The sequence below is a fragment of the Klebsiella indica genome, assembly GCF_005860775.1.
In the GTDB taxonomy this organism is placed as follows: Bacteria; Pseudomonadota; Gammaproteobacteria; order Enterobacterales; family Enterobacteriaceae; genus Klebsiella; species Klebsiella indica.
In genome coordinates this window covers 276,401-297,572 of sequence record NZ_VCHQ01000024.1, presented here as the reverse complement: position 1 = coordinate 297,572, position 21,172 = coordinate 276,401, and the positions used below count along the sequence as shown (strand labels likewise).

17 protein-coding genes are annotated in these 21,172 nt (G+C 52.2%); 4 read left to right on the top strand and 13 right to left on the bottom strand.

What is annotated here, in order from left to right; genetic code table 11:
• Positions 1 to 2 precede the first annotated feature (2 nt).
• The 10 genes from skp to rpsB form a co-directional block, all read right to left on the bottom strand.
• Positions 3 to 488 (bottom strand): molecular chaperone Skp, encoded by a 486-nt coding sequence (skp, locus tag FE839_RS17380; RefSeq protein ID WP_138362028.1) that lies wholly within the window; start codon positions 486 to 488, stop codon positions 3 to 5.
• Positions 489 to 613: 125 nt separating this feature from the next.
• Positions 614 to 3,043: an outer membrane protein assembly factor BamA gene (bamA, locus tag FE839_RS17375; RefSeq protein ID WP_138362027.1), complete on the bottom strand. Its 2,430-nt coding sequence runs from the start codon at positions 3,041 to 3,043 to the stop codon at positions 614 to 616.
• 31 nt (positions 3,044 to 3,074) lie between these two features.
• Positions 3,075 to 4,427, bottom strand: a complete 1,353-nt coding sequence (gene rseP, locus FE839_RS17370; protein ID WP_138362026.1) for a sigma E protease regulator RseP — start codon at positions 4,425 to 4,427, stop codon at positions 3,075 to 3,077.
• 11 nt (positions 4,428 to 4,438) lie between these two features.
• A complete protein-coding gene (gene cdsA, locus FE839_RS17365) occupies positions 4,439 to 5,296 on the bottom strand; it encodes a phosphatidate cytidylyltransferase (protein WP_138362025.1) in 858 nt (285 codons plus the stop codon).
• A 12-nt stretch (positions 5,297 to 5,308) separates the two neighbouring features.
• Positions 5,309 to 6,067, bottom strand: coding sequence for a (2E,6E)-farnesyl-diphosphate-specific ditrans,polycis-undecaprenyl-diphosphate synthase (ispU, locus tag FE839_RS17360; RefSeq protein ID WP_138362060.1), 759 nt, complete (start codon positions 6,065 to 6,067; stop codon positions 5,309 to 5,311).
• 246 nt (positions 6,068 to 6,313) lie between these two features.
• On the bottom strand, positions 6,314 to 7,507 hold the full coding sequence (ispC, locus tag FE839_RS17350) for a 1-deoxy-D-xylulose-5-phosphate reductoisomerase (protein WP_138362024.1): 1,194 nt from the start codon (positions 7,505 to 7,507) through the stop codon (positions 6,314 to 6,316).
• 337 nt (positions 7,508 to 7,844) lie between these two features.
• Positions 7,845 to 8,402: a ribosome recycling factor gene (gene frr, locus FE839_RS17345; RefSeq protein ID WP_138362023.1), complete on the bottom strand. Its 558-nt coding sequence runs from the start codon at positions 8,400 to 8,402 to the stop codon at positions 7,845 to 7,847.
• 334 nt (positions 8,403 to 8,736) lie between these two features.
• Positions 8,737 to 9,462 (bottom strand): UMP kinase, encoded by a 726-nt coding sequence (gene pyrH, locus FE839_RS17340; protein WP_004098747.1) that lies wholly within the window; start codon positions 9,460 to 9,462, stop codon positions 8,737 to 8,739.
• Between the two features lie 146 nt (positions 9,463 to 9,608).
• Entirely contained in the window at positions 9,609 to 10,460 is an 852-nt protein-coding gene (tsf, locus tag FE839_RS17335; RefSeq protein WP_138362022.1) for a translation elongation factor Ts, read from the bottom strand.
• A gap of 119 nt (positions 10,461 to 10,579) precedes the next feature.
• Positions 10,580 to 11,305 (bottom strand): 30S ribosomal protein S2, encoded by a 726-nt coding sequence (gene rpsB / locus FE839_RS17330; RefSeq protein ID WP_138362021.1) that lies wholly within the window; start codon positions 11,303 to 11,305, stop codon positions 10,580 to 10,582.
• A gap of 324 nt (positions 11,306 to 11,629) precedes the next feature.
• Here rpsB and map point away from each other — a divergent pair, with 324 nt between their 5' ends.
• From map to FE839_RS17310, 4 genes are all read left to right on the top strand, one after another.
• Entirely contained in the window at positions 11,630 to 12,424 is a 795-nt protein-coding gene (gene map / locus FE839_RS17325) for a type I methionyl aminopeptidase (protein ID WP_138362020.1), read from the top strand.
• A 175-nt stretch (positions 12,425 to 12,599) separates the two neighbouring features.
• The gene (gene glnD, locus FE839_RS17320; RefSeq protein WP_138362019.1) at positions 12,600 to 15,263 is read left to right on the top strand and encodes a bifunctional uridylyltransferase/uridylyl-removing protein GlnD; all 2,664 of its coding nucleotides are present in this window, start codon (positions 12,600 to 12,602) and stop codon (positions 15,261 to 15,263) included.
• A 30-nt stretch (positions 15,264 to 15,293) separates the two neighbouring features.
• Positions 15,294 to 16,118, top strand: coding sequence for a 2,3,4,5-tetrahydropyridine-2,6-dicarboxylate N-succinyltransferase (gene dapD / locus FE839_RS17315; RefSeq protein WP_138362018.1), 825 nt, complete (start codon positions 15,294 to 15,296; stop codon positions 16,116 to 16,118).
• 106 nt (positions 16,119 to 16,224) lie between these two features.
• Positions 16,225 to 16,614, top strand: a complete 390-nt coding sequence (locus tag FE839_RS17310; protein WP_138362017.1) for a DUF3461 family protein — start codon at positions 16,225 to 16,227, stop codon at positions 16,612 to 16,614.
• 47 nt (positions 16,615 to 16,661) lie between these two features.
• On the opposite strand, the gene FE839_RS17305 is transcribed toward FE839_RS17310, so the two are convergent.
• The 3 genes from FE839_RS17305 to dgt form a co-directional block, all read right to left on the bottom strand.
• Positions 16,662 to 17,819: a CdaR family transcriptional regulator gene (locus FE839_RS17305; RefSeq protein WP_138362016.1), complete on the bottom strand. Its 1,158-nt coding sequence runs from the start codon at positions 17,817 to 17,819 to the stop codon at positions 16,662 to 16,664.
• A gap of 191 nt (positions 17,820 to 18,010) precedes the next feature.
• Positions 18,011 to 19,441 carry a serine endoprotease DegP gene (degP, locus tag FE839_RS17300; protein WP_138362015.1) on the bottom strand — a complete coding sequence of 477 codons (1,431 nt, stop codon included), beginning with the start codon at positions 19,439 to 19,441 and terminating at the stop codon, positions 18,011 to 18,013.
• 135 nt (positions 19,442 to 19,576) lie between these two features.
• On the bottom strand, positions 19,577 to 21,091 hold the full coding sequence (gene dgt / locus FE839_RS17295; RefSeq protein WP_138362014.1) for a dGTPase: 1,515 nt from the start codon (positions 21,089 to 21,091) through the stop codon (positions 19,577 to 19,579).
• Between the last annotated feature and the right edge of the window lie 81 nt (positions 21,092 to 21,172).

Here is a 21,172-nt window from a genome sequence, read left to right as displayed (position 1 = left end):
ACTTATTTAACCTGTTTCAGCACATCAGCGGTGATGTCTTTCACATCGCTGCTGTTGTATGCAACGGCATTGGAGTCGACAACCAGATCAATATCCTCATCTTTGGCAACTTTCTGCACCGCAGTCTGAATACGCGTCACCAGTTTGCCGCGCTCTTCGTTAGAGCGACGGGCGCGATCCTGTTCGAAAGACTGGGCTTTCTGAGAGAAAGTCTGGCGCTGCGCCATCACGTCTTTTTCCAGTTTGGTCCGGTCAGAGCCCGCTTTCATCGACTGCAGACGCTGCATTTTAGACTGCAGATCGCCTTCCATTCGCTGCAGCTCGCTGGCGCGGCCTTTGAACTCGTTTTCCAGCGTGTTAGAAACGCCAGTTTTCTGGGCAACCTGCTGGAACAGGCTGTTCATGTTAACCATTGCAATTTTATCTGCCGCCTGAGCGGACGTTACTATTGCTAACCCCAGACCTGCAGCTAATAACCACTTTTTCACAATTAACTCCTTACCATCCCATGAGTACCCTGGGGTACCGTTCTTTGCGTGGCCAGGCGATAACCTCGGTTATCGCCAATAGCCAGCGCTATACTGCACGCACATTCCATTGTCGCCAAACACAATTACCAGGTTTTACCGATGTTAAACTGGAACTGTTCAGCTTTGTCTCCATCGTACTTTTTAAACGGCTGAGCGTAGGAGAATACCAACGGCCCTAACGGCGACATCCACTGTACTGCGATACCCGCAGACATACGAATGTTGTTTGGATCGCTGTAGTCCGGATAACCAGCATACGCACCAGAATCCCAGTGAGTATCCCATACGGTCCCCATATCCCAGAAGACGGAAGTACGAACCGAGTTCGCATATTTATCACTGATGAATGGCGTCGGGGTGATCAGCTCAAGGCTGGCGACCGCCATGGCGTTACCGCCCACCGCATCATCAGACTTACATGGCGCGGTTTCCGTACTCTTACATTCATTATCATAGCTATCGTCGTCGTCATGACGGCTGGTCGCCGGATAGTACACAGCTTTAGGACCAATGGTATTAGACTGGAAACCTCGTACTGAGCTTGAGCCGCCAGCATAGAAGTTCTCATAGAACGGCATCTCTTTACCGCCCAGACCATTACCGTAGCCAAAACGAGTACGCCCCAGAACGACCCATTTATGATCGTCATCGATCGGCACATAGGTCGCCGTATCAAGGGTCGCTTTGTAGTATTCGTTATCGGAACCCGGGATGGTTACTTTACCGTTCAGGTTGACGCGCGAACCTTCCGTTGGGAAGAAACCACGGTCCAGTTTGTTGTAGGTCCAGCCATAGTTAAAGGTGAAATCATCCGCGCTGAACGAGTTTCTGTCGTTCGTATCGTCCGGGTATTGCCCCATCGAATGCAGATAACGCCACATCGCTACCTGAGGCTGCATATTCGACAACTTGTTATGCACATAGCCAAGACCCGCGCGCAGCGTATTGTATTCGTTAACCGGGAAGCCCAGCGTAACATCTGTACCATAGCTTTTGTTAGTATAGTCAGAGAGATCCGCATCGCTGGCATCGAAGTCGTTATAGAAAATACGACCACCGAGGCTGACGCCATCCACGGTAAAGTACGGGTTCGTCACCGACAGTTCAGTATAGGTCTGGTAATCATTTTTCGTGCCGCTAATCCCAACGGAGTAGCCGGTACCTAACCAGTTATCTTGTTGAACGCCAGCCTGGAAGCTCACGCCGCTCTCGGTACCGTAGCCGATACCGAAGTTAAAGCTACCGGTATTACGTTCTTTAACCTTATAGACGACATCAACCTGATCCGGACTCCCCGGTACGCGCTGCGTATCGGTATCGACCGTCTCAAAATAGCCTAAGCGATTCAGACGCTCTTTACCCTGCTCGACCAGATCGCTACCCAGCCAGGCACCTTCCATCTGACGCATTTCGCGACGCAGAACGGAATCCTTCGAGGTATCGTTGCCTTCAAAGCGAATTTTACGCACGTAATAGCGGTTGCCCGCATCAACGTTGACATGCAGCTTAACGGTCTTATCAGCATCATTGATTTCCGGCTGAGACTGAACTCGCGGGTAGGCGTACCCGTAGCGACCAAGGAGTTTCTTAATGTCATTCTCCATTTTAGTCACTTTGGTGCCGTTATACAGCTCGCCCGGTTCGACTTTGGTCAGCGCTTCAATTTCTGCCGAATGGCCCGCCAGATCGCCCGTCACCTGCACACCGGAAAGCTTATACTGATCGCCTTCGGTAATGTTGATGGTGATGTAGATACCTTTTTTGTCCGGCGTCAAGCTAACCTGCGTGGAATCAATATTGAAACGGGCATAACCGCGATCCAGATAGTAGCTGCGCAGCGTTTCAAGGTCCCCTGCCAGTTTCTGTTTCTGATATTTACGATCGCCAACCACGTTCCACCACGGCACTTCATCGCGCAGCTGGAAGGTTGAAATCAACTCATCGGTACTGAATGCGTGGTTGCCGACAATGTTAATCTGCTGGATTTTCGCCGAGACCCCTTCCTGGAACACCAGCTTCAGGTCGACACGGTTACGCGGCAGCGGCGTCACCACAGCTTTCACGCTGGCGCTATACTTGCCAACACTGTAGTAAAAATCCTCCAGCCCTTTTTCGATATCAACAAGCGTGGTGCGATCGAGGGATTCCCCTACGCGTACGCCAGATGCCTCAAGGTTTTGCTTGAGCATATCGTCCTTCACCGACTTGTTGCCGGAGAAAGTGATGCTGGCAATCGTCGGACGCTCTTTCACCTGCACCAGCAGGGTATCACCATCGCGCAGAACACGGACGTCCTCGAAATTGCCAGTGGCAAACAGAGCACGAATGGTATTACTGATATCATCATCGGTTACGGTATCGCCAGGACGCACTGGCATACTGAGGAGGGCCGCACCAACAGCGACACGCTGCAGGCCTTCGAAATGAATGTCCTTCACCACGAACCCGTCAGCACCGTATACGGTTGCGCTGCTAAACAGCAGCGACGCTATGAGCAACTTTTTCATCGCCATCGTTATTATGCGTTCTTCCTAACAAACTCTCTTACAACCGAGAGAAATCATTGAAAAGTGCAAGCCCCATTAACAGCACCAGCAACAGAGAGCCAATGCGATAACTAAAGTCTTGAACTCGCTCGGATACCGGTCTGCCTTTCAGCTTTTCAAGCGCCAAAAACAGTAAATGTCCCCCGTCAAGAACGGGAAGCGGGAACAAGTTGATTATTCCGAGGTTCACGCTAATCAGCGCAAGGAACATCAGATAATAAATCAACCCAAACTCCGCTGACATCCCAGCCCCCTGGGCGATAGAGATCGGCCCGCTGAGGTTGTTCAGTTTGACATCACCGGTTATCAATTTGCCCAGCATCCTGACCGTTAACGACATCAATCGCCAGGTTTTATCCGTGGCTTCAGCGATGGCGGTAAACGGCCCGTACTGACGCACTGTCTTATATTCATCAGGCAGCGGGATGACCTTCGGTACCACCCCTGCAAACCCTTCAGCTTTGCCCCGGGTGGACTTCGTATCTGGCGTCAAGGTTACCGACAAAGGACTCCCCTGCCGTTCGATCTCCAGAACTAACGCCCTGCCCGGATTATCACGCACCAGATTAACAAACGTCATCCACTGTGTTAACGGTTGACCATCGACTTTCACGATCCTGTCGCCCGCTTGCAAACCCGCCTTCTGCGCCGCCGAGTGAGATTGTACTTCCGCCAGAACCGTACCGATCTGCGCGCTACGCGGCCGAATACCTAACGACGTGACCGGATCTTGTTTATCCGGCTCGAACGCCCAGTGCCGCAGATCGAGGATTTTATCCTGGCGTTGGTTACTCCCGAAAGGGGCGACGGTAACAATTGTCTGCCGATCGCCTATCTTCGCCACCAGAGCCATACGTACCGCATCCCAATCAGGCGTTTCGATACCATCTATCGCTTTAAGTTCCATACCTTTTGCAATTTGTGCCTGCGCGGCGATCGAGTTGGGCGATATATCGCCAACAACCGGACGAACGCCTGGAACACCGATAATGAAGACTAACCACCAGGCAAAAATAGCAAAAAGGAAGTTCGCAACTGGCCCGGCAGCAATCACCGCCGCACGCTGACCAACAGATTTGTTGTTGAACGCATAGTGGCGCATCTCTGGCGCCACTGGCTCGACGCGTTCGTCAAGCATTTTGACATAACCGCCCAACGGGATAAGCGCGATGACAAATTCTGTTCCCTGCTTATCATAGCGATGCCACAGCGCCTTACCAAAGCCAATAGAAAAACGCTCAACGCGGATGCCACAGCGGCGGGCAACCCAGAAATGGCCGAATTCATGGACGGTAATCAGCACGCCCAACGCAATAATAAAAGCAGCCAGATTCCAGAGAATGCTCAGCATAACACCTTCCGTCAAATCGTCCTGAATACTAACAATAGCAGGCATGCGAACACAGGTACCGCAGCCGTCAGGCTATCGATGCGATCCAGAATACCGCCATGTCCAGGTATCAGATTTCCGCTATCTTTGATGCCGGCCTCCCGCTTAAACATACTCTCGGTTAGATCGCCGAGCACTGAGGCCAGGGCCGCGACAACAGAACAAACCAACAGCACCGCAGGCGTAACATCCAGTTGCGCCCACCAACCGTAAACCCACGAAATCACCGCCGCCGTTAATAACCCACCGAAAAAACCCTGCCAGGTTTTACCCGGAGAAACCTTCGGCGCCAGCTTATGCTTGCCAAACATCTTACCAAACATATAAGCCCCGGAATCCGCGCCCCAGACCAGGATCATCACATACAGTAACCACAGCGCGCCGCTATAGTGGTCATCAGCATAATGCCAGGCCCGCAGCGCCAGCATACCCCAAAAGAAAGGGACAATGGTCAGGAAGCCAAAAATCAAACGTAATGTTTTTGAATGCCGCCAGAAGGCCGCTGAAGCGGGATAAGTGAGGACTAAAAAGAGTGCAGCGATCCACCAGCCAAATGACGCCCATAGCGCGCCTTCCACCAGCGGTTGATGAGCGTCATAATGGTATTCTGGCATCAGAAAAAGCATCAACGCCAGCAGCAGACCGCAAAGCAATGATAGCCAGACACGCTGGGCCGTTGAAGTGAAACCGCTAAATTGCCCCCACTCCCAGGCGGCGAGCATACAGACAACCAGCGTGACGATGGCAAACCCCGCGGGCGGCAATAGAAAAAGCGCCGCAATAACGACGGGAATTAAGACGAAAGCAGAAATCAGCCGATACTTCAGCAAAAGTGACCCCCATCAGTCATTGTTGCCACCCGGTTCAGTACCGCCAAATCGACGCTCTCGATTAACAAAGGCATGGAGTGCACCTTCAAAGTCCTCTTCCGCAAAGTCGGGCCAAAGAACATCCGTAAAATAGAGTTCAGCATAGGCAATTTGCCAAATCAAAAAGTTACTGATGCGATGCTCTCCCCCGGTCCTGATAACTAAATCGACGGGCGCCAGTTCATGCATACAGACTTGCTGACTCAGCATCTCTTCCGTAATTTGATCGGGTTGCAGCCCCCCATCCTGAACCTGCCTTGCCAGATGGCGAACGCCCTGGACAATATCCCAACGCCCCCCGTAGTTCGCCGCAATGTTCAGGGTCAACCCCGTATTGTTCTCCGTCAACGCTTCCGCTTTACGGATACGATCCTGTAAACGTGCGTTGAAACGCGTCGTCTCGCCGATAATACGCAGCCGCACATTATGCCTGTGCAAACTCTTCACTTCACTATCCAGCGCCCAGACAAACAGTTCCATCAGCGCACTGACTTCCTGCGCCGGTCGACTCCAGTTTTCACTACTGAACGCGTATAACGTTAACGCTTCAATCCCATTATTTGCCGCGAAAGAGACTGCGCGACGAACAGATTTCGCCCCGGCTTTATGACCAAAGGCACGAATCTTCCCCTGGCGCTTCGCCCAACGACCGTTGCCGTCCATAATAATGGCGACATGGCGACAGCCATGTGCAGGCGACATTTCGCTGACAGTTTGATTAGCAGACAACATCACGCGTTTTAAGTCCATAATAAGGATTAGCTAAGCTACCAAACACGGCCACAGGTCAGCGCTGGATACGCATTTTCATCCGGTGCCAGTGCTACGGCCAATCGCAGAGAACAACCAAATGCTTTACGCAAAAAAGCCGTGTCTTGCCACGGCCACCGTAATCTTTCACAACAACATGCAACGATCGGATGGCGCAGACTATATCACCGAAGCCCAGCGCCCACAAATATCACAGCGCGTATCAGATTAGCCCCTCATCGTCAGCAACTGACGCGCGCAGGCCCGGGCCATCGCGTCAATGGTGAGCACCTCATCAATACATTGCGGGTCGTTCAGCGCCAGTTGATCGAGGACCGCCTGGTTTATCGCCGCAATATCGGTGAAGCGGATATCGCCATTCAGGAAGGCCGCCACCGAAACCTCATTCGCCGCATTCAGTGCCGTTGTCGCCGCCTGACCGACGTCAAAGGCGTCCATCGCCAGCTTCAGACAGGGATAACGCGCATAATCCGGCGCCGAGAAGCTCAGATTGCTCAACTGGCAGAAATCCAGCGGTTTCACCCCGGAACGAAGACGCGTTGGCCAGCCCATCGTGTGGGCAATCGGCGTACGCATATCCGGCTCGCCGAGCTGCGCCAGGACGCTGCCATCCTGATAACGCACCATCGAGTGAATCACCGATTGCGGATGAATCAGAACTTCCATTTGCTGCGCGGAAGCATTAAACAGCCAGCGCGCTTCAATATACTCCAGACCTTTGTTCATCATGGTCGCGGAATCGACGGAAATCTTGCGCCCCATTGACCAGTTTGGATGACGGCAGGCCTGATCCGGCGTCATTGCCGCCAGTTCAGAGATCGCCGTTTCCCGGAACGGACCGCCGGAGCCAGTGAGAAGAATCGACGCCACGCCATTAAGCGTTAGATCAGCATATCCGAGATGATGCTGAACGGTTTCCGGCATACTCTGAAAAATCGCATTATGTTCACTATCCACCGGCAACAAACGTGCGCCATTTTGCTGCACGGCCTCCATAAACAGACGACCGCAGGTCACCAGCGATTCTTTGTTCGCCAATAGCACCGTTTTTCCGGCACGAATCGCCGAAAGCGTTGGTACCAGGCCTGCCGCACCAACAATAGCCGCCATCACCTGATCAACGTCGTCCAGTGCCGCAACATCAGCTGCGGCTTGTTGACCGCTCATGACCTCAGTACGGCTGCTATGCTCACGCAGTTTTGTCCGCAGCAATTCAGCGCTGTGCGCATCATCCATTACCGCGTAACGAGGGGAGAATTCCAGACATTGTTCAACCATACGGTCAACATTTTTCCCCGCGACCAGCGCGGCGATGGAAAAGCTGCCGGGGTTATGACGCACCACATCCAGCGTGCTACAGCCGATAGAACCCGTTGAACCGAGAATGGTTAATTGCTTCATGAGGCGTCCAGAAGAAATAACGACAGGATAAAAAAGCAAAACGCCGTCAGCGCCCGCTGGCATCAATCATCAGGTTATCGGACGGCGGTGCCAGCCTTTGATATAACCAAAAGCGGCAAAACCCGCCATCTATACCCGTCATGCTTCACGTTGCATGTGCGTTGACAATACTCGCCCTTTTAGCGTTAACGCCCGCGCAGTTCAAAACGGTTAACCATTTTGCCCTGCAACGCGAATGAATTAGGGTATATACGCAATCCCGAAAATTGAGCGTACGGTCTCCTGTACGGCGTTTCAGATTTTACGCAGACGATTACGGCTACGTATCGGCAAAGAATCAGAACTGCATCAGTTCCGCTTCTTTTTCCGTCAGCGCCGCATCGACTTTTTTAATCGCGGCGTCAGTCAGTTTTTGTACTTCGTCCTGAGAACGGCGATCGTCATCTTCGCTGATCTCTTTTTCTTTCAAAAGAGCCTTCACTTTATCGTTGGCATCACGGCGAACGTTACGAACGGCCACGCGCGCCTGCTCTGCTTCGCCGCGAACGATTTTAGTCAGGTCTTTACGACGCTCTTCAGTCAGCGGCGGCAGCGGAACACGGATATCGCTACCGGCAGAGCTCGGGTTCAGACCGAGATCGGAAGCCATAATCGCTTTTTCAACCGCCGGGCTCATGGAGCGGTCAAAGACGTTGATTTTCAGCGTACGGGAGTCTTCTACCGTCACGCTCGCCAGTTGACGCAGCGGAGTCGGGGTGCCGTAATATTCCACGACAATGCCATCCAGCAGGCTGGGAGAAGCACGACCCGTGCGAATTTTGCTGATTTGGTTTTTAAACGCTTCTACGCATTTTTCCATGCGTGTTTCAGCATCTTTTCTGATATCGCTAATCACGTTACGAATCCTTGAAAACTTGTCTCAGTCAGACCAGACGGTCGCACACAACGGCAGTGTGCTAAGTATAGCCCTGTTAAAATAGTGCGGGTAAGCCCCGCGATTCTGACGCAGAATATTACTCTTATTTCTACACAAAATCATTCAAGTTGTATCAAGACGGCGACTGAGTAACAAATTCGCCAGGAACGAATTTGAACAGCCAGAGATTGCCCCCGGTGAGGAACAAAGACGCCCCTCATTTACCCCCAGGCATTTGACTTCCGTAAGCGACAGGGGTGAGCGAAGACAGCCAACGCAGAGACAGCTTGAAGGATGAAGTGTATCACGGGAATTATTCCGTGATTAATGTTCCTTCTTTTTCACCCATCACCACACGACGCAGTGCGCCAGGCTTATTCATATTGAAAACGCGAATAGGCAATTTGTGGTCACGCGCCAGGGTGAATGCGGCCAGATCCATCACCTTCAGCTCTTTATCCAGCACTTCGCTGTACGTCAACTGATCGTACATGGTGGCAGAGGGATCTTTAGCCGGATCTGCGGTAAACACACCATCGACTTTTGTTGCTTTCAGCACAACATCGGCCTCAATCTCGATACCACGCAGGCAGGCCGCAGAGTCAGTGGTGAAGAAGGGATTACCGGTACCCGCAGACAGAATAACCACCCGGTTATTGCGCAGCAGACTGATGGCTTCTGCCCAACTGTAGTTGTCACACACGCCATTCAGCGGAATGGCGGACATCAGACGGGCGTTCACATAGGCGCGGTGGAGCGCATCGCGCATCGCCAGACCGTTCATTACGGTGGCCAGCATGCCCATGTGGTCGCCCACAACGCGGTTCATACCCGCTTTCGCCAGGCCAGCACCACGGAATAAGTTACCGCCACCAATCACCACACCAACCTGAATACCCAGTTCCACCAGTTCTTTGATTTCCTGAGCCATACGATCCAGTATGCTTGCATCAATACCGAAGCCTTCCGAACCCTGCAGAGCTTCGCCACTCAATTTAAGCAGAATACGTTTATAGACGGGTTTTGCATTGGTAGCCATGTTTCTTTCCTGAGACTGTCAACGATTGAGATGAGTTAATTCCGGCGACATTGTATGTCGACTTTCAGCATGCCCACTAGAGCGACTGGCTGATTTTACACATTAAGCACAAAAAGAAGCCGCCCTCAGGCGGCTCCTTTAGAAAATTAAGACTGCTTGGACATCGCAGCAACTTCTGCTGCAAAATCACTCTCAACTTTCTCGATACCTTCACCCACTTCAAAGCGGATGAAGCCAGTGACGTCAGCGTTGTGCTCTTTCAGCAGTTGACCAACGGATTTGCTCGGTTCCATAACGAACGGCTGGCCGGTCAGAGAAACTTCGCCGGTGAATTTCTTCATGCGGCCTTCAACCATTTTCTCTGCGATTTCTTTCGGCTTGCCAGACTGCATGGCGATGTCCAGCTGAACCTGGTACTCTTTTTCTACCACGTCAGCAGACACATCTTCCGGTTTAACGAATTCAGGCTTGCTTGCCGCAATGTGCATCGCCAGCTGTTTAACCAGCTCTTCACTCGCGCCTGTAGCCGCAACCAGAACGCCGATACGCGCGCCGTGCTGGTAGGACCCCAGAACCTCGCCTTCCAGAGAAGAAACGCGACGGATGTTGATGTTCTCACCAATTTTCGCCACCAGCGCAACACGTTCTTCTTCGAACTGTGCTTTCAGCACTTCAACATCAGTGATTTTGCCAGCAACTGCTGCATCCAGAACCTTGTTAGCAAACGCCTGGAAACCACCATCTTTAGCAACGAAGTCAGTCTGGCAGTTAACTTCCAGAATAATGCCATAGGTGCCGTCGATTTTAGTAATGATCACGCCATCAGCAGCAACGTTACCTGCTTTTTTCGCTGCTTTAATCGCACCAGACTTACGCATGTTTTCGATTGCCAGTTCGATGTCGCCATTCGCTTCAGTCAGCGCTTTTTTGCAATCCATCATGCCTGCGCCGGTACGCTCGCGCAGCTCTTTTACCAGGGATGCGGTAATTTCAGCCATTCTTTAATCCTCGGGAGATGTAATCTGCCCGGTTCAGGGAACCAGACAAACTTGAAAGTGAAAAAGGGGCCGCGAAGAGGCCCCTATTTATACACGGTACTAAATAAGGGTATGCCTTATTATTCAGCTTCTACGAAGCTTTCTTCCGCTTGAGAAGCCAGATCCTGGGAACGGCCTTCACGAACGGTAGCAGCAACAGCGCTCAGGTACAGGCTAACTGCGCGGATTGCGTCATCGTTACCCGGGATAACGAAATCAACGCCGTCCGGATCGGAGTTAGTATCAACGATAGCAAATACCGGGATACCCAGGTTGTTTGCTTCTTTGATTGCGATGTGCTCGTGGTCAGCGTCGATAACGAACAGTGCGTCCGGCAGACCGCCCATATCTTTGATACCGCCCAGGCTGTTTTCCAGCTTGTCCAGCTCACGAGTGCGCATCAGCGCTTCTTTTTTGGTCAGCTTGTCGAAAGTACCGTCCTGGGATTGCGTTTCCAGGTCTTTCAGACGTTTGATAGACTGACGAACGGTTTTCCAGTTAGTCAGCATACCGCCCAGCCAGCGATGGTTCACGAAGAACTGGTCGCAGCTGTTAGCCGCGTCTTTTACCGCTTCGCTTGCAGCGCGCTTAGTACCAACGAAAAGGATTTTACCTTTACGAGCAGCAATCTTGTTCAGTTCAGCCAGCGCGTCGTTGAACATCGGTACCGTTTTCTCAAGGTTGATGATGTGAACTTTGTTACGCGCGCCGAAGATGAAAGGCTTCATTTTCGGGTTCCAGTAACGGGTCTGGTGACCAAAGTGAACACCAGCCTTGAGCATGTCGCGCATGGAAACAGTTGCCATGTTTAAAACCTCTATAGATAAAAGTTGGGGTTATGCCTCCACGTATCCCATATTACCGACCCCAAAGGGCACCCCGGAATATGTGCCGATACGTGTGTGTTGTTACACAAAGTGAGATTTATCGCTTCCGTCCATCTTGTGTAGTCTTCGAATGGAGCAGAAGTCCGGCGCGCTTTATACCACAAAACAGGACCGGAAACCAACAGTTGTTGACGCGGCCTTGCCGTTAATGATTCTCAATTTGGCAGCAGGACACCCGGACTGTTAACATTGATCGCACATCATTTATTATTGTCGCAAAAACGACGCAGCTGGACACTATCCATGGCTATTTCTATCAAGACACCTGAAGACATCGAAAAAATGCGCGTTGCTGGCCGTCTGGCCGCTGAAGTGCTGGAAATGATCGAACCCTATGTGAAACCGGGCGTCAGCACCGGCGAGTTAGATCGTATCTGCAACGATTACATCGTTAACGAACAAAAAGCCGTCTCTGCCTGCCTCGGCTATCACGGTTTTCCCAAATCCGTCTGTATCTCTATCAATGAAGTGGTATGCCACGGGATCCCTGACGACGAAAAGCGGCTGAAAGATGGCGATATCGTCAACATCGACGTCACCGTGATTAAAGATGATTTCCACGGCGATACCTCAAAAATGTTTATCGTCGGCAAACCAACCATTCTTGGTGAGCGTCTGTGCCGTATCACCCAGGAAAGCCTCTACCTGGCGCTAAAAATGGTCAAGCCTGGCATCAACCTGCGAGCCATCGGCGCGGCAATCCAGAAATTCGTTGAAGCCGAAGGATTCTCCGTCGTACGCGAATATTGCGGTCACGGTATCGGCCGCGGCTTCCACGAAGAGCCGCAGGTATTGCATTACGACTCCCCGGAAACCAACGTGGTGCTCAAACCGGGTATGACCTTCACTATTGAACCGATGGTCAACGCGGGTAAAAAAGAGATCCGCAGCATGAAAGACGGCTGGACGGTAAAAACCAAAGACCGGAGCTTGTCTGCGCAATACGAGCATACTATTGTGGTAACAGATAACGGCTGCGAAATCCTGACGTTACGTAAGGATGACACCATCCCGGCGATAATCTCGCACAACGAATGATGAGAAGCCGGCGCCAGCCGGTTTTTTTATGACGGGCACGCCCGATACCTTCGGGCAGCCACAAGCGATTGTTGATGACGGGCGCCCTGCCCGTCCCCCCTTGGGCCGCCGCAAGCGACGTTAAAAATCGCTCCCGGCGATTTTTTATGGGCGATAGTTTTTTTATGGTGACGCAATGAGCAACTCTTTACCTGACGCTGTCCCCCCCGACCTGTCCGCTCAACCGGATAATCCGGGAGACTGGCCGCAGAGCGACTTTAACTGTGCCGACATTAAAGCGCATCTCGACACTTTCCAGCACTGGCTGGGAGAGGCTTTTGATAACGGTATCGCCGCAGAAAAGTTGATCGAAGCGCGTACCGAATTTATCGATCAGTTGCTCCAGCGACTGTGGATTGAGTACGGTTTCGGTTCGGTTAACCATATCGCTCTGGTGGCGGTCGGCGGCTACGGTCGCGGCGAGCTTCACCCGCTCTCCGATATCGACCTGCTGATTCTGAGCCGTCACAAGCTGCCCGATGGGCAGGCGCAAAAAGTCGGCGAATTGTTAACCTTATTGTGGGATATCAAGCTGGAAGTCGGCCACAGCGTGCGCACGCTCGAAGAGTGCCTGCAGGAAGGGCTGTCAGACCTCAGCGTCGCCACCAACCTGATTGAGTCCCGCCTGCTTATCGGCGACGTCGCGCTCTTCCTTGAGCTGCAAAAGCATATATTCAGCGATGATTTCTGGCCATCGGAAACGTTTTTTGCGGCAAAAGTCGAAGAGCAGAATGCACGTCATCAGCGCTATCACGGTACCAGCTATAATCTTGAGCCGGACGTCAAAAGCAGCCCCGGAGGCCTGCGCGATATCCACACACTGCAGTGGATTGCCCGTCGTCATTTCGGCGCCACTTCGCTGGATGAAATGGTCGGCTTCGGCTTCCTCACAGAAGCCGAACGGAACGAGCTTAACGAGTGTCTGCACCAGCTCTGGCGCATTCGCTTCGCCCTTCATCTTGAGCTAAATCGCTATGACAACCGACTGCTATTTGACAGGCAGTTCAGCGTCGCCCGCCGACTGCGCTATGAAGGCGAATGCAATCAGCCTATCGAGCACATGATGAAGGATTTCTTCCGCGTCACGCGACGGGTGAGTGAGCTGAACCATATGCTGATCCAGCTGTTCGAAGAGGCGATTCTCGCGCTCACTGAGGATGAAAAGCCGCGGCCAATTGATGATGATTTTCAACTACGTGGGACGCTTATCGATTTACGTGATGACACGCTGTTTATCCGCGAACCGCAGGCTATCCTGCGCATGTTCTTCACGATGGTACGCAACAGCAGTATTACTGGCATCTACTCCACCACCCTTCGCCACCTGCGCCACGCCCGGCGTCATCTGACGCAGCCGCTGTGCTACATTCCGGAAGCGCGCACCATTTTTCTCAGTATGCTGCGCCATCAGGGCGCGGTGAGCCGGGGACTGCTGCCAATGCACCGCCATAGCGTGTTGTGGGCCTATATGCCGCAGTGGTCGCATATTGTCGGCCAGATGCAGTTCGACCTGTTTCACGCCTATACCGTGGATGAACACACCATTCGCGTGCTGCTCAAGCTCGAAAGTTTCGCCAAAGAGGAGAACCGCGGCATTCATCCACTCTGCGTGGAACTCTGGCCACGCCTGTCGCATCCAGAACTGATTCTTATCGCTGCCCTCTTCCACGACATCGCCAAAGGGCGCGGCGGCGATCATTCGATTCTCGGCGCCCAGGACGTGCTCAAATTTGCCGAACTGCATGGCCTTAATTCCCGCGAAACCCAGCTGGTCGCCTGGCTGGTACGCCATCATCTGTTGATGTCGGTAACCGCCCAGCGCCGGGATATTCAGGACCCGGAAGTGATCAAGCAGTTTGCCGAAGAGGTACAGACGGAAAACCGACTTCACTATCTGATCTGTCTGACCGTTGCCGATATCTGCGCCACCAACGAAAATTTGTGGAACAGCTGGAAACAAAGTCTACTGCGCGAGCTCTATTTCGCCACCGAAAAACAGCTTCGTCGCGGCATGCAAAACATCCCGGATATGCGCGAGCGGGTTCGCCACCACCAGCTACAGGCGCTGGCGCTATTGCGAATGGAAAATATTAATGAACAGGCGCTGCACCAGATCTGGAACCGTTGTCGCGCCAACTATTTTGTGCGTCACACGCCAAACCAGCTCGCCTGGCATGCGCGCAACCTGCTGCAACACGATCTCAGCAAACCGATGATCCTGCTGAGTTCCCACGCTACGCGCGGCGGCACCGAGATTTTTATCTGGAGCCCGGATCGCCCATACCTGTTCGCGGCGGTCTGCGGCGAGCTGGATCGCCGTAACCTTAGCGTCCACGATGCGCAAATCTTTACGACCCGCGACGGTATGGCGATGGATACCTTCATCGTTCTTGAGCCGGATGGCAGCCCGCTTTCCACCGACCGGCACGAGATGATTCGCGTGGGCCTGGAACAGACCATCACCCAGCGCAGCTGGCAACCGCCGGCTCCTCGTCGCCAGGCATCGAAACTCAAACACTTTTCGGTCCCGACCGAGGTTAATTTCCTGCCGACGCATACTGAGCGGAAATCCTTTCTTGAGCTTATCGCCCTCGATCAGCCGGGTCTGCTAGCCTGCGTCGGCCAGGTGTTTGCCGACCTCGGGATCTCACTCCACGGCGCGCGAATTACGACAATCGGTGAGCGAGTAGAAGATTTATTTATAATCGCCACCGCAGACCGGCGTGCCCTTAATAATGAGCTGCAACAAGAAGTGCAACAACGGTTGACAGAGGCCCTCAATCCAAACGATAAAGGGTAGTGTGTTTATTCATATGGAAAGAGTTTAACAATGCAGCAGTTACAGAACGTTATTGAGTCCGCTTTCGAGCGTCGCGCCGACATCACGCCGGCAAACGTGGATACCGTAACCCGTGAAACGGTTAACCAGGTCATTTCTTTGCTTGATTCCGGCGCGCTGCGTGTCGCTGAAAAAATCGACGGCCAGTGGGTAACGCATCAATGGCTGAAGAAAGCGGTTCTGCTCTCTTTCCGTATTAACGATAACCAGGTTATCGATGGTGCGGAAAGCCGCTACTTCGATAAAGTCCCGATGAAGTTTGCGGATTATGATGATGCGCGTTTCCAGAAGGAAGGTTTTCGCGTGGTTCCGCCAGCGGCCGTGCGCCAGGGGGCGTTTATCGCTCGCAATACGGTACTGATGCCCTCCTATGTGAACATCGGCGCATTCGTTGACGAAGGCACCATGGTGGATACCTGGGCAACCGTCGGTTCCTGCGCGCAAATCGGTAAAAACGTTCACTTGTCCGGCGGCGTCGGCATCGGTGGCGTACTGGAGCCTCTGCAGGCTAACCCGACCATCATTGAAGACAACTGCTTTATCGGCGCGCGTTCTGAAGTCGTTGAAGGCGTTATCGTCGAAGAAGGCTCGGTTATTTCTATGGGCGTGTACATCGGTCAGAGCACCCGTATTTATGACCGTGAAACCGGCGAAATACATTATGGCCGCGTACCGGCAGGCTCCGTGGTGGTGTCGGGCAACCTGCCGTCAAAAGATGGTAAGTACAGTCTGTACTGCGCCGTCATCGTGAAAAAGGTCGATGCGAAGACCCGCGGAAAGGTCGGAATCAACGAACTCCTGCGAACCATCGACTAAGCAGTGTAAAAGCGGGATATCTCCCGCTTTTTTTCTCTTTGACGCTGGCGGAAATAGATTTTTTCGTTAATTATTCATAGATTACGATGACATCAAAGGTACCGTTATGTACGATAATCTGAAAAGTCTTGGTATTACCAATCCTGATGAAATCGATCGCTATAGCCTGCGACAGGAAGCCAACAACGACATTCTGAAAATCTATTTTCACAAGGATAAAGGCGAGTTTTTTGCCAAAAGCGTTAAGTTTAAATATCCGCGTCAGCGCAAAACCATTGTTGCTGACGGCGTGGGTCAGGGGTATAAAGAGGTTCAGGAAATTAGCCCCAATCTGCGCTATATCATTGATGAGCTGGATCAAATCTGTCAGCGCGATCGCACTGAAGTCGATCTGAAACGCAAGATCCTTGACGATCTGCGTCATCTGGAAAGCGTCGTTACCAACAAGATCAGCGAAATTGAAGCCGATCTGGAAAAACTGACGCGCAATAAATAAGTTTTGCTCTGTTTCCGGCGGGGATCAGCTCTGCCGGGAACAGCAGACTATCTTTGCTCATCAAGCTGCAGCGCGATATACAGCAACAGACGATCGTCAAAACTCCCCAGATTCAGCCCCGTCAGTTCAGCAATGCGATTCAAACGATATTCCAGGGTATTACGGTGAATAAATAGCGCCTTTGAGGTTGCCAGCGGCTGTACATTATGCCGAAACCATGCCAGCAAGGTACGCCGCAACAGACCGTTATTATCCATCGCTTTCAGGCGCACAAGAGGACGCGCCAGCTCGTTGGCCTGCCAGCCGCCACGCAGGCTATCGAGCAACACCGGCAGCATCAAATCCTGGTAATAATAGCTCCGGCTCTCCGGTATTCTCTGTTTGCCGACCATCATTGTGGTCCGGGCGGTACGATAAGAACGCGCGATGCTGCCCGGGCCGGTGAAGAAGTTGCCCAGCGCCACGCGAAAACGCAACTGGCCATTCTCTTTCATTCTGCTAATTAGCTGCTCAACACGTTTGCGGTGATCTTCCGCATCCCAGCGACCAAAAGCATTCAGAGCCGGTTTCAGCACCACCATTTCAGTCAGCGAAACAATGGCCACCAGATTATTTCGATCCGGGGTTGTCAGCGCGGTTTGTAACTGCTGAAGCTCCGCCATCGCGCTATCGACGCCCAACTGGCCGCTATCCACCTCAATCGTCGCGACCACGCGCGGCTGGTTCAGATCGATCCCCAGGCGCTGCGCCCATTCAGTCAGCGCTGGCGTATTCTCTTCCGCCTGAATCAGGTTCATGACCAGCTCTTCACGCAAACGGCTATCCTGGGCCAAAAGATGCATCAACCGTGATTGCTCCAGCATCATCTCGGCAGTCATACAAACCAGTTCGCCATATTTACGTAGCGACTCCGGTTCACCGGTCAGGCCGATAACGCCAACGATTTCGCCTTCCAGACGCAACGGCAGATTGATCCCCTGACGCACGCCGTGCAGATGCCGGGCTACGGCATCATCAATATCCACAACGCGTCCCTGAGATAATACCAACAGCGCCCCTTCGTGCAATTCCCCAATTCGTTCGCGGTCTCCGCTGCCAATAATGCGCCCGCGAGCATCCATTACGTTAATATTGGTATCAATGATGCGCATCGTGCGCGCCACGATATCCTGCGCCATTTTGGTATCAAGATGCCAGCCAGCCATGTAACCCTCCCGTGAGCAGGCTAACAGAATAGAAGAGTTGGCAACACGTCGCATTGTGCATTTGCACAAAGCCGGAAGAATAAGTATGGAGTTGTGGGAAGCATCACAGAACGCCGGAGAAAATAACCGGCAGCGCCCAAAAAGCCCCTTCCCTTCGCAAGAAGAAAAGAGGCTTCAGCGACAGAGAACGATTACTGCATCAGCAGATAGATAGACGTGTCGCCACGCTGAATATTCAGAGCCAGAACCGACGGTTTGGAATCGAATATTTTGCGCAGGTCGGCAATATTTTTCACCGGCTGCTGGTTAGCGCCAACAATAATATCGCCTTTCTTCAGACCAATCTGCGCAGCCGGGGTGCCAGCTTTTACGCTGCTCACCACCACGCCTTTATTCTGGCCTTTATTGCTCATTTCCGCCCCTTCAATACCATTGAAGATGGTGCTGGAGTCAACCTGATTCTGGTTGCTTTGCTGCAGTTCAACGGTCACGGTGACCGGTTTACCCTCACGCAACAGCCCAAGCTCAACTTTGCTGCCGACAGGCATCGTCCCCACCTGAGCACGCAGCGCGGCAAAACTGCTGATCGCCTTGCCATTCAGAGAGGTGATCACATCCCCCGCTTTAATGCCCGCTTTAGCAGCCGCAGAATTCGGCAGAACCTGGCTCACGAATGCCCCGCGCTGAGCGTCAACTTTCATCGCTTTCGCCAGTTCGGAATTCAGCTCGGTTCCCATGATCCCCAGTTCGCCACGTTTAACCTGACCATACTTAATCATCTGATCGGTCAGGTTTTTCACCATGTTGCTGGGGATCGCGAAACCAATACCAATGTTGCCGCCATCCGGCGCCAGAATCGCAGTATTGATACCGATCAATTCACCGTTCAGGTTAACCAACGCTCCGCCGGAGTTACCGCGGTTAATTGCCGCATCGGTCTGGATAAAGTTTTCATAATTTTCAACATTAAGCCCACTACGACCTAATGCGGACACGATCCCTGACGTCACGGTTTCACCCAGACCAAAAGGGTTACCAATCGCCACGGTGTAATCCCCAACGCGCAGAGCATCGGAGTCAGCCAGCTTAATCGCGCTCAGGTTTTTTGGATCCTGGATTTGAATCAGTGCGATATCGGAGCGCGGGTCTTTACCCACCACTTTCGCATCAAATTTGCGCCCATCGCTCAGTTGAACCTTGATGGTGGTGGCATTCTCTACAACGTGGTTATTAGTGACGACATAACCTTTAGCGGCATCAATAATTACCCCAGAGCCGAGAGCCATAAATTTCTGCTGCTGGCTACCATCGTTATTACCTGACGCGCCGCCCTGACAGAATGGAGAACCCTGGAACGGCGAACCATCCTGGCAGAACGGTGAATTATCGCCGAAGAACTGCTGGAAGTTACGCGGCATCCGCGGGGTATTAACGGTGGTGCTCCCCTCAACGTTAATGCTCACAACCGACGGCATCACCTTTTCCAGCATTGGCGCCAGACTCGGCATCTGCTGTGCATTCGTAGCCGAAGAAGCCGTTTCCGCCGCGCTCGCAGAGAGAGGGGACAACGCCAGACCTAAACTCAGAGCCAGAGCACTCATTGCTAACGTGGTTTTTTTCATATGTTTCAATCTCGATTTCAGATAATGAATAGTTGCTGTGTACGTGACTATCAGAGTCATTTTATAGCGCGAAGTTCCGGCATGATGTTTCGGCAAAAAGTAAAAATTTATTGTCCGTCTTTACAAAACTCATGCTTATTCCACGGCCATCAGTCGTCGATATTCATCCCATGCGTACAAATCAGTCATCCCGCTGATATAGTCCTGAATGAGACGGCAGCGATAATAATATTCCATCACCGGAAATTCTTTGCTGTCACGCGGGATCTTATTTACGGCTTCGACATAAGCCAGCCGATGACGGGCTGAAAGTTTCTGCAACAGGCGTGATGCGATGGGTAAGCTTCGCACCCGCTCTTTTTCCACCAGCAGACTGAACTCATCCAGCGATAATTTGAGCAGCGGCTGGTAAATATCTAACAAACCACTAATAACGCGGTAGCCCTGCAATTCCAGCTGCTCAACATCAGGATGACTAAACACATGTTTCACTGCGACATTTTTATAAAGTTCAAGCAACTGACTGCAGTCACTATCATCCTCAAGCAGCGCGTGATTAAAATCGCCGTGAAAAATTCTCGGCAAGTTATCAATAAATCTACGGGCCGCATATGGCGCCAGCCTATTCAGCGTATTGACCCGTAAATACATAAAGAATTGATCTTCAGTGCCTCGACTAAGAGAATTCGCACGCGATTTTTCCCAGGCATTTTCGACAATTTGATTAAACAGAGAACCTTTTTCGTGAACGCCCCAGGCATCATACAAATGTTGATAAAGCTGTTCCACGCTGAAGATCCGTTTTTCTACCGCGTCCTCAAGATCGGCGACACAATATGAGATGTCATCCGCCGCTTCCATAATCCAGGTTAACGGGAATCGATTGTAAGGGGCCAGATCAAGTTCTTTACGCAACCTCGCGACATACTCTTCTTCGGCTAAATAATAACCAGGCTTCTTCATTAAATAATTATGGCTAACCGGCGGTTCGCCGCGCCACCATGCCGGACGAGTATATTTTAAAATACAGCCTACCTGCGCCCAGGTCAGATTCATACGCATCAGGGTATGAACTAAACGAATACTCTGCGCATTTCCTTCAAACCAACATAAATCCTGGCGAACTTTACGGCGTAAGTCATTCAACGGGCTCTCCCCTTCCAGCAAACGCAGCACCTCAACCACGCAGCGATCGTCCGTTAATGGCTGGCTGGCCGCATCGCCGGGAAACAGCCGCTGGCTGAACCAGTCATTAATCGCCGCCTCACCAAAATGACCAAATGGCGGATTGCCAATATCGTGCATCAGGCAGGCCATCTCGACGATACTTTCGAACGGCCCGGTGAGCTCATCCAGCCCATAGCTCTCGAGCAGCTTTTGCTCTTTCAGACGACTCAGCACCTCTTTAGCGATGTAGCGCCCAACCTGCTGGACCTCAAGGGAGTGGGTGAGACGCGTACGCACCGCTGCATTACGCTCCAGCGGAAAAACCTGGGTTTTTTGCTGCAATCGACGGATCGCCGGTGAATTGATGATACGCCCGCGATCGCTTTCAAAAATGCGCAGGATTTCATGCTCCGTTTTGACCCCTTGCGGTGAACGGTAGCGGCGATGCCAGTTAATCTTATTGCGAAAATCAATCTTTGCCATGATCTCCCCCGAGCGAGCAATACGTTTCCTTCTAAGCGCATGATAGACTATGCCGTTAAAACCCACACATCGCGAGTAAAT